The sequence below is a fragment of the Chitinophagales bacterium genome, from assembly GCA_016787225.1.
Taxonomy (GTDB): Bacteria; Bacteroidota; Bacteroidia; order Chitinophagales; family JADJOU01; genus CHPMRC01.
On the sequence record JAEUUY010000025.1, the window covers coordinates 1 to 11,078 of the forward strand.

Sequence of the window (11,078 nt, forward strand, 5' to 3'; positions counted from 1 at the left end):
ACCTTTTTTCTTTTGTTATCTTATATGTCAATGAACTCTTTTCTTTTCTCAATGTGCCTACCAGAAAGACTTACACTTTGATTTTTAACCCTGTCCGTTTCCGAATGGGAGTGCAAAGATAAATACTTTTATTTTTTATAAGCAAGCTTTTTTTTAAATATTTATTCGACATGAGGGCAATAAGCATAAAACCAAGTAATTAGAGTGAATTTTTTAGCTAAAAAAAAGATTTAAACTTGTTTTAACCTCTCAAACTTTGTGTGCAGATTTATGTTTATTAGCTTTGCAAATCATTAAAAACTGTCGTGAACGAGTTAAAAGTAAATTATTTAGAAAATACCCTACCAAAAGTCAATAGAGAGCTCAGTTGGCTAGCATTTAACGAACGGGTACTCTTTGAAGCCCTCGATAGCAATGTCCCTATTCTAGATCGATTGAGATTTTTAGGAATATATTCTAGCAATCTAGATGAATTTTTCCGTGTACGTGTAGGTACACTTCATAGATTAATAATGGAGGCACAAATAGAGAAACTCAATTACAACCCTAAAAAAATACTCGCTCAAATCTATCAAAAGCTAAAGGAAGATGAGAAAATTTTTGCGACTGCTTTTCATGATATTAAGAATGAAATGAAAAGTCATGGTATTCAGATTTTATCTGAAACTGAACTGAATGAAAAGCAACTGATATGGTGCAGGGATTTTTTTAAAAAAAATATCCAGAAAGGTATTACCCCTCTAATCCTAAGAGAAAATAAAAACTTTCCTAATCTACGAGACCAATCGATTTATTTAGCTATAAAGTTAACACTTCAAACTGGTAAGAAAGTTTATTCCCTAATAGAAATTCCAACCGAATTTTTTAGCAGATTTATAGAATTGCCTTCGCTAAGAAAAGGCGAACATAGGGTCATACTGCTAGACGATTTAATCCGAATAAATCTTGATGAAATTTATAAAGTCTTTAATATAAAAGAAGCTGCGGCCTTTACTATTAAACTAACACGCGACGCTGAATTAGATTTAGATAGTGATTTTTCAAAATCAGATTTGAGTTATATGTCAAAGTCTCTCATGCAAAGGAAGAGAGGACAGCCCGTGCGCTTTATAGCTGACAAAACTATTTCAGAAGACTTGTTAGCCTTTCTTTTAAAAAAGATTAAGATATCAAAGAGTAATATTGTACTCAGCGGGAGATATCATAATTTCAAGGACTTTATGCAATTCCCAGAGTTCGGATTGAGACACCTCAGATATCCCAAAATCGAGAGTTTGCCGAATTACAAACTGGAAGGACAGCGAAGTATGCTTGAAGTCATAGAAAGACAAGATGTCATGCTTTTTTATCCATATAATTCTTTTACCTACCTACTAGATTTTCTGCGTGATGCATCTATCGATCCCTATGTGGAAGAAATAAAAATGACATTATATAGACTTTCATCGAAATCTCAGATAGTAAATATCTTGACTAATGCAGTGAAAAATGGGAAGAAGGTAACTGTTATTATGGAGATTACCGCTAGATTTGATGAGGCAAATAACATATTTTGGGCGAATCAGATGATAGAAGAGGGCATTCAGGTCATCTTCGGACATCCTCAGCTCAAAGTGCATGCTAAAATGGTTTACATAGTAAAGAAAATTGGTAAGATTCGTAAGGAATATTGCAATATATCTACTGGAAATTTCAATGAGGTAACTGCTGATATATATAGTGACTTGAGCTTATTTACTACTCATAAAAATCTAACAGTAGAGGTAGGAAAGTTGTTTAACTACCTAGAATACTACAAGCCTTATAAGTTTAAACACCTTTTAGTGGCACCTTTTTCTATGCGAGCCCAAATACTATCAAAAATCCAAAGAGAGACAAAGCATGCATTGAATCACAAAAAGGCGGCAATCACTATAAAAATGAATAGTTTGGTAGATGATGAAATCATAGATGCGCTATATAAAGCTAAAGAAGCAGGTGTTCATGTACAAATAATAGCTAGAGGTATATGCTGCGTAGCTACAGATATCCCTAAAGATATGCAATTGCATGCTATCAGTATTGTAGATAAATTTTTAGAGCATGCAAGAATTTTATACTTCCTAAATGATGGTGATGAAGAGTGCTATATAAGTTCTGCAGATCTCATGGTAAGAAATCTTGATTATAGAATAGAGGTGGCAACACCTGTATATGATACGATGATTCTGGAAAAGGTCAAGAAGTTTTTAGATATACAACTAACCGATAATGTCAAAGCAAGAGTGCACAATGACAATATGAGTAATGCAAAAATCACTGCATCTAGAGCTAAAAAGAAGATTCGAAGTCAAATCGAAATCTATAATTGGTTAGAAAAAGATTATATAACAAAAAAGGCAGATAAATAAATATCTGCCTTCTCTATAATTTTTATCTATTCTAAAATCAGATATGTTTATTTATTAAATCTACTAATGCCGCTTTAGGCACAGCCCCTACTTGCTTATCAACTACTTCACCATTTTTTATAAAAAGTATTGTAGGGATATTGCGAACTCCGAACTGCACGGCTAAATCACCTTGCTCTTCCACATTGACTTTGCCAATAGTGGCTTTACCTGCAAATTCTTGACTAAGTTCATCTATTACAGGACCTATCATCTTACATGGTCCACACCACTCTGCCCAAAAATCAGCTACTACTAGCTCATTTTCTTTACTTGTTAGTTCTTTAAAATTTTCTGTTGTTATTGCTACTGCCATTTTTTTCTGTTTAAAAATTTAAGCATTAATACATCTAAATTTGTGCATTAATATGTAACGAACAAAAGAATAACCGACTTAGTTCCTTAAATTTGCTTAAACCCAGATTTTGCACTTGAAATGCAAAATCTGCCCGAAGGGCTGACGAAACCTTTGGTTTGTCAGGGTTAACCCCGACAAGAAAATCTTACATATTATATTACTAAAATGTTTAGATTTTCTTCGTCGGTCTGCAATTCAAAGTTTTTGAAAAGCAAGATTCGGGTTAAAGAGAAGGGCAACCCGTGCGCTTAGAGCTTCTATTAAAACATCCGTAAAAGTTAATGGATAATTCAGGTGAGCTAACTCCACTTAAATTTTGAGATACCCCCCCTATATGAAGGTCGTAGCTAAATGCTATAGTCATTCTTCCCACGTCTAATCTGGCAGCTGGGACTATGGCATCACTACTTTTGTACCAAAGTCCTAAATATCCAATGATAGGATTTCTTGTCTCATGACCAGCCGCAAGTGTTGTTCCAAAGTAACCTCCGACATTATAATTTGTATGCTGCTGATATTGTACATAGACCGTAGGCAATATGAAAAAACCTCCTCTATAAAGATTCGCCCCTGCGTGAAAATTTACTCGCATGGGTAATTTATATTCATTATTTGTAAATGAGATATTGGGGCTCAATAAATGCATAATGGATGCTCCACCATAGATATTTGTGTTTTCATTGGGATTCAAGGTTACTAAAGCTCCGAAATTAACCTCAGGATAGAAAATAGAATTAGAATTAAAACTTTCACCGGAAGTAATATTAGGAATAGGCCTACCAAAGGCATCTAATTCGCTAGCAAAGGTATATTTACCTATATTGGCTCCTCTATTTCCTAGCCCTAATCCCATGCCAAAAGATAGAAAATTTTGACCTTCCATCCCGAAACGAGCATGATAGGCGAGATTTGCCATTACACTAAAATTAGTAAAGGATCCTACCCCTGCTTGATCATAAGACGCCATTAAACCCATACCCCAAAGATTAAGCTGTTCATTGTATACATTATTGAGGTTAAAATCTCCAGCTATGGTACCTGATTTATATGAACTCACATTCTGAACACCTGTCCATTGACTGCGTCCTATAGCTGACAACCTGTAGTTACAAGCATTATTGCCTGCAAATGCGGGATTCACTGCTAAAGGCATGGCATTGAACTGAGAGTAGATGAGATCTTGACCATGCATTATCGAAACGCCAAAAATGCCTATTAATACAAAAAAAACTAATTTCAATTTATTCATGTTTTTGAACTATCTAAGTACGGTGATTTCTCCTTGAAAATTTAATATCTGATCATTTTTACAGACTGCAGATATATTATAGATATATAAGCCTAATGGTACATCTTCACCGTTATTATTAATTTTACCATTCCAATAATACTGCTTGTCATCAGCCGGCACATTTTCTACTTTAAATACATTGTTTCCCCATCTATTATAAACATTGAAGGAAAGTATTGTTTTTAAGGCAAAAGATTTAATATAAAATTCATCATTCAACGCATCGCCATTTGGAGAGAAGGCTGTAGGGATTTTCAACGAGTCTACCTGACAATCTGTATTTACAAAGACAGTGGCAGAGTCTTCCTGCGAACATACATAATTATTTAGACTATAGAATAATTTCACCTTGTAGGTAGTAGTAAATTTCGGCGATGCACCTGTAGAGTCAAATTTAGGCCGCGACAGGCTAGAATCTGGAGTCCATTTTAAGCTATCCAAAATGCCATTCGTAATGAGCTTCATACTGCTCACTGCTCCACGCAGTATATATTGAGGTTCTGTCGTTACCTTGGTCTCTAATGGTTGTACCACAGTGATTTTTATATCCTTACTCGTGGGTGGACATTGTGGAGTCTTACCTAAAACCTTATAGGTGGTGGTATTTCTCGGTGTAAATAAGACGATGGAGTCACCACTTATTTTATTTCCCCATTGAAAATTTCCGTACCAGATGGTATCTGAGCCTCGTGTAGTATATTGCACACTCTCCCCAAAGCAAATAGTGGTGTCTTGACGAGGGGTAATGACCAAAGTAGGGGTTGTATCTACTTTGAAATACTGTGTATCCGCATCATAACAGTTATATTTATTAGTCCCTTCTAGGACGACAATAGCAGTTCTATAATTTGAATAAAATGGATGCTTATGGTTAATATTTTGTGTAAAGTAAGGTTTTTCGACTGCTAATCCTCCAAAAGTATCCTTGCCTAAAGTGTCTTTTATATATAGACTGTCTTTAATAGTCCACTGCCATTTCCATGTGGTATCCCTTCCATCTGTCCTATTTTCATAGACAATCAGAGAATCTTTACATCGAGGCTGAATAGGCACAAATTTTACTTCTGGCTGCTTGATTATCGTTATTTGCACACTTGCCTTACTGACACAGTTTTTATTGTCTCTAACAGTGTAGACGGCGTTATAAACGCCCATAGCCCCATATGCATGAAGTATATTGTTGTCGATAGGGAGGTTGGGATTTGCGGCATTCTGATCCCCAAACTCAACACTAGCATTAGTCAGAAAATCGCCTTTACCCGGTTCGAAACGTGCATAGCTTTCAAATCTCAAATTAGGTAGAATACTCGGGCAAGTAATATTTCTATTCACTTTAAAAGAGTCAATTATAGGAAGAGCCCAAACTCTTACTATTCTAGTAAAATTAGCTGTACTAGCATCGTCATAGACTACTGTTAAGCTAACAGTTAATTGACTTCCAGCTACCGTATTCGCAAAAGCGAAAAAAACACTGTCCTCTGCAGTCGTATCTTTATTGACACCATCAAAGTCCCAGTAGCGATTTACCACAGTCTTTCCTACAGGAATGACATGTACATCCTTAAACTGGACTTGAGTATTTCCACAGACATTGGTATCCGCAATGGCTATTTGTGCATGCCAGTTCTGAAAAGAAAGAATTAAAAAAACAAGTAAGGGATATTTAATCATCTTCATTATGTAATCATTCTAATTTTTAAAAGTTTTTCAAATTTGGACACTCAGCTCTAGACTTAAAGACCTTTTCTATGAAACCAATATAACCTAGACTTAACTCTAGCGCACCAAAGCCTCCAGTAGCAGATGATAGCTCTGTAAGGGCATGATCATAACTGAGGCCTACTTGAATACCCCTAGTTTCATATCTAAACATACCTATTAATGCGTCAAAGCCTTGATTACCCAATCTCCCATAAACACCGATTTGAAAGTTGGTTTTATTATCATAATACTCACGCATCAGAAGCTGAGCAGCTGTGCCGAAATTTATTTGTCTATGTGCAGCTTGATTAGCAAATAAGAAAGTAGGTATAATGTACACGGCATCATTCACTCTAAGTCTGCCCGAAGAATAAACGGTAATACGTTTGTCATTTTGTACGTTACTATTAAAAATAGATATTTTATCAGACACAATATGATCAACTGCCCCACCTAAAAAGACATTGGCAAAGCTTGGAAACACAATTTGATAATTTAAACCAAGTCCTAGATTAGGAACAAACAAGTTCGCATGTTGAAAACTAACAGGCTCTTCTGGAAAAACCAGATTCGTATTTACCTGTCTATAATCCATTCCCAAATTAGCTCCTATGGATAAGTAATGTTTAGTTTCACCATATCCGAGTCGTTTATGATAAGCTAGATTTAGTCTGCCCGTATTGTTGGCCAGTCTTCCATATAAGTCATCTCTATAAATAGCAATTCCTGCCCCTACATAGTCCTTCTCTCCTTCATGGTCTCCAAATTTTAATTCACCATTAACGCCATAAGTATTCACACCCGAACTAATACTGGTCCATTGGGTTCTATAATGTGCATTGATGCGATAACTGCCATCAAAAAAACCTGTCATGGCTGGATTTAAATATGGCTGGGATGCAAAATATTGTGAGAAGATTGCATCCTGCGAATACAATCCTAGAGCTAAAAATATACTACTAAAAACTAAACTAAATTTCTTCATACAATTACCTTTCTAATAAAATTGTTCCCTTCTTTATTTGCAAATCCAAAGGCTGACCTACCGTACTGTATTTCATAAAATAGGTATAAATACCATTCATAACTATTTGGCCTTTTGAATCAGTTCCATCCCATTCAAATGTTTCATTATCCGCATTATATATCATATTGCCCCAGCGATCATATACCTTAAACTCAAAGGTGCTGAATAATTTAACAGAACCGAAATTATTATCCAGATCTTTTAACTTATACTTCGAATTTTTTAAAGCACCTGGGGTAAATATATTAGGAATGTTTTCCTCCTTTAATACATCATTCTTTTCAATTACCTTTATGGTAATATTGGTTTTTGTTTCGCATTTAGGACCATAATTGGCTACAACAAAATAGGTTGTATTTTCAGTAACATTATTTGATCGAATAACCGAATCTTTATTGGACAATAAGTCATATTTTTTCTCTGGTATTGAAGTCCACACGATATTGTACAATCCTATAGGACTATCTATCCGGAGCATTTGAGGTGTCAACTTTAAGACCTCTTTAAACTCTGGTACGATCGTTATAAACTTCTCTGGATAAGGGTGAATAGTCCAGCGTGCGGTATCTTGGCACCCAGCCCTGTCAGTGACTATACACTCATAATCACCAGCCACTATCGCTGATCCTTCTACTACTTTGGTATCCTGCCCTTGATTCCATTTATAAACCATATTCATGCTATCACCTAGAGTTACGAAAACTTCCATTTTTCCGAAGCCCACATTCGCACAAAGAGTATCTGTTCCTCGAATAATAGCTTTTGGTTTTGGATTCTGCTTTACTTCGATGTCTTTTATTTCTAAAGGATAGCACTTCAGGGTATCATTGATAACTAGTGTGTACTTTCCAGCAGGCAAAGAATCAATAAAATTAAATGTATCTCGATCAGGCCTATTTAGCCATTTATATCGGATATCTTTATCCCAAGAACTTGGATCAAAGTGACGAGCCTTGATATTGATTGTAATTTTACCATTAGGACTATCACAGCTAGTAGGGAAAACGATGGTATCTATCGCTATCATCTTTCCTTTCAATTCATGCACCTCCATATCTCCTCTTTCAAATCTACAATTGGAATTATCGACTACTGTAACTGCATACTTTCCTTTCATTGCTGGTTTTAGAATAGAATCATTATTCGTAAATGGATTCCCGTCTTTGCTCCATTGGTAGGTCACTGGATAGTTCGCATGAATTAGCTTTAGTGCAAGTCTTCCATTGGTAGAAGTATCACAGCGAGGACTATCTATGTAATAATTTACAGTGAGTGCGTTTTGAGCTGGGTCTAAAACAATGTCTGTCAAGGAATCCTTGCACCCAGAGCTGTTATCTGTCACGACTACTTTATAAGTACCTGGTGTCAATGAATTTAAACTGGCTAGAGACCCATTAATACTGACCAAGAAGACCCCATCTCTATAAACTTTGAAATTAGCTCCTGAAGATGGTGGCGGGGTTAATGAGAATGATAAAAGTCCATTACTACCGCATGTAGGTTGAATAACTGTCTTGTTGATTGTAAAAGGACAAGCGTATATCTCGTTTGATATAGAATATATTAGTAACAAGGCAACAATTCGAATTAAAATTTTTCTCATTATTGATAAATTTCTTTCGTTTATAAATATTTTTCAATCGGGTGAAGGTGAGATTAAGACATAGCACATCTTTCAAACCCTACATTCCAACGACCAAAGATACAAAATATTTTAAAAAATTAGAGGATTTATTAATAGTAATTAAAATCATATTGGCTTACTCAGTTTTGAAAGGCTTAAATTATAGTTGATAACTATGTGCCAATTAGACCATCCGAAAAGTGTATTTTGCTCATTTTGTCATATAAATAGCCAAAATTTAGCCATTTTGTCATTGGCATATCAATTGTAGTAATGATAATAAAAATAAAACATAACAAAATGGGAAAAATTATAGGAATAGATTTAGGTACTACGAACTCATGTGTTTCAGTTATTGAAGGAAATGAGCCCGTAGTAATAGCTAACGATGAAGGTAGAAGAACGACACCTTCGATTGTAGCTTTTTTAGAAAATGGAGAACGAAAAGTAGGAGATCCTGCTAAGCGTCAGGCTATTACGAATCCAACTAAGACATTATACAGCGTCAAGCGATTCATAGGCAGTAGATTCTCAGAACAAGAGAAAGATGCTGCTAAGATGCCATATAAAGTGGTCAAAGGAGACAATGACTCCATAAAAATAGATATTGATGGTAGAATGTATTCGCCACAAGAGATAAGCGCCATGGTGCTTCAGAAAATGAAAAAGTCTGCCGAGGATTTCTTAGGGACTGAAGTAACAGAGGCGGTGATTACTGTTCCCGCATATTTTAATGACTCTCAGCGCCAAGCCACTAAAGAGGCTGGAGAAATAGCTGGTCTCAAGGTTATGAGAATAGTCAATGAGCCTACTGCTGCAGCACTAGCTTATGGATTGGAGAAAAAAGAAAAAGATATGCGAATTGCTGTCTTCGACCTAGGTGGTGGTACTTTTGACGTCTCTATCTTAGATTTAGGAGGTGGAGTTTTCGAGGTAAAATCTACGAATGGCGATACTAACCTAGGTGGTGACGATTTTGATCAAGTGATTATCGATTGGTTAGCAGATGAGTTTAAATCTTCTGACAACATAGACTTAAGAAAAGATCCAATGGCACTTCAAAGATTAAAAGAAGCTGCAGAAAAAACAAAAATAGAATTATCAAGTTCTAGTGAGGCAGAAATTAATCTACCTTATATCACAGCAATAGATGGGGTTCCTAAACATTTGGTGAAGAAATTGTCAAGAGCAAAATTTGAACAGCTAGCCGATAGCCTATTCCAGAGAACCTTGGAACCTTGCAAACAAGCATTGAAAGATGCGAATATGACTATTAATGAAATCGATGAAGTAATTCTAGTCGGTGGGTCTACCCGAATACCAAAGGTAGCAGAAATGGTCGAACAATTCTTTGGGAAAAAGCCTTCAAAAGGTGTCAATCCAGATGAAGTTGTAGCTATGGGTGCTGCTATTCAAGGTGGAATTATCAGTGGTGATGTCACCGATGATATTGTGCTAGTAGATGTAACCCCTCTTTCGTTAGGTATCGAGACTATGGGTTCGGTTATGACGAGAATTATAGATTCCAATACAACCATACCTACGAAAAAATCTCAAGTATTCACCACTGCTGTAGATAATCAACCGTCAGTAGAAATTCATATTCTGCAAGGTGAAAGAACCAAAGCAGCAGATAATAGAACCTTGGGTAAGTTTCATTTGGATTCTATACCACCAGCTCCAAGAGGAGTTCCTCAAATTGAGGTTACTTTCGATATTGACGCCAATGGAATAGTAAAAGTATCAGCAAAAGATAAAGGAACAGGTAAAGAGCAGTCCATTAGAATAGAAGCTTCTACTTCGTTGTCAAAAGAGGACATTGAAAAAATGAAAGCAGAAGCGAAGGCCAATGAAGAAACGGATAAAAAAGAAAGAGAAAGAATTGAAGCGATGAATGCCGCAGATAGTCTAGTATTCCAGACTGAAAAACAATTGACAGAATTCGGCGATAAAATTCCTGCTGATAAAAAATCTACTATCGAGTCCGCTAAAGATGCTCTAAAATCTGCTGTGGATCAGAAAAACTATGATGGAATCGAAGGTTTGACTAAGGCACTAAACGATGCGTGGGCAGCTGCGAGTGAAGATATATATAAAGCACAACAAGCACAAGGTGGTTCAGAACAAGCAAACAATGGTCAACAGCAACAAGGAGGAAATTCGAATGCAGATGCAGAAGATGTCGAGTTCGAAGAAGTGAAGTAGTAAAGAGTTGAGAGTAAAAAGTTTAAGGTTATTGGACTATTACTAATACCGTAAGCGTATTAGTAATAGTCCAATGTCGCATGGCTCATTGCACTAAACAAATACAGCTACGGCATTTACCATAGCAAGGTTTTAAAATGGGTTGGACCATTTTAAAACCGCTATTGGTATAACTTTTACAATAAAACTGATTGGCTATTTAATTTAATACCGACGATAAATAGTAAATAGTCCAATAATGAATGTTAGGTTTCGTTGTATTTAGGCATTATACCAATATCATTTAGACTATATTTAAATTATAATTCTATCTAACTACCCCTCAATTAGCTAGTATACAGTCTTTTGCAATTTTATATTTCTCAATTGTTTTATTGATATAATGTATTTTATTTTTTTTAATTATTTCCTGATACTCATTTGAGTCTATAGGAACATAACTT

Annotated in this window: 7 protein-coding genes; 2 read left to right on the forward strand and 5 right to left on the reverse strand. The window is 35.6% G+C overall.

Annotated features, from left to right (window positions below):
- Positions 1-305: 305 nt before the first annotated feature.
- Positions 306-2,390 (forward strand): polyphosphate kinase 1, encoded by a 2,085-nt coding sequence (gene ppk1 / locus JNL75_09340; GenBank protein ID MBL7790014.1) that lies wholly within the window; start codon positions 306-308, stop codon positions 2,388-2,390.
- A gap of 37 nt (positions 2,391-2,427) precedes the next feature.
- On the opposite strand, the gene trxA is transcribed toward ppk1, so the two are convergent.
- The 5 genes from trxA to JNL75_09365 form a co-directional block, all read right to left on the reverse strand.
- A complete protein-coding gene (gene trxA / locus JNL75_09345; GenBank protein MBL7790015.1) occupies positions 2,428-2,745 on the reverse strand; it encodes a thioredoxin in 318 nt (105 codons plus the stop codon).
- A gap of 265 nt (positions 2,746-3,010) precedes the next feature.
- Positions 3,011-4,036 carry a PorP/SprF family type IX secretion system membrane protein gene (locus JNL75_09350; protein ID MBL7790016.1) on the reverse strand — a complete coding sequence of 342 codons (1,026 nt, stop codon included), beginning with the start codon at positions 4,034-4,036 and terminating at the stop codon, positions 3,011-3,013.
- 9 nt (positions 4,037-4,045) lie between these two features.
- Complete coding sequence (locus JNL75_09355) at positions 4,046-5,755, reverse strand: gliding motility-associated C-terminal domain-containing protein (GenBank protein MBL7790017.1); 1,710 nt, start codon at positions 5,753-5,755, stop codon at positions 4,046-4,048.
- A gap of 19 nt (positions 5,756-5,774) precedes the next feature.
- Positions 5,775-6,764 carry a PorP/SprF family type IX secretion system membrane protein gene (locus JNL75_09360; GenBank protein ID MBL7790018.1) on the reverse strand — a complete coding sequence of 330 codons (990 nt, stop codon included), beginning with the start codon at positions 6,762-6,764 and terminating at the stop codon, positions 5,775-5,777.
- 4 nt (positions 6,765-6,768) lie between these two features.
- Positions 6,769-8,409: a gliding motility-associated C-terminal domain-containing protein gene (locus JNL75_09365; GenBank protein ID MBL7790019.1), complete on the reverse strand. Its 1,641-nt coding sequence runs from the start codon at positions 8,407-8,409 to the stop codon at positions 6,769-6,771.
- A 321-nt stretch (positions 8,410-8,730) separates the two neighbouring features.
- On the opposite strand from JNL75_09365, the gene dnaK reads away from it, so the two are divergent.
- Positions 8,731-10,635, forward strand: coding sequence for a molecular chaperone DnaK (gene dnaK / locus JNL75_09370; protein MBL7790020.1), 1,905 nt, complete (start codon positions 8,731-8,733; stop codon positions 10,633-10,635).
- Positions 10,636-11,078 lie beyond the last annotated feature (443 nt).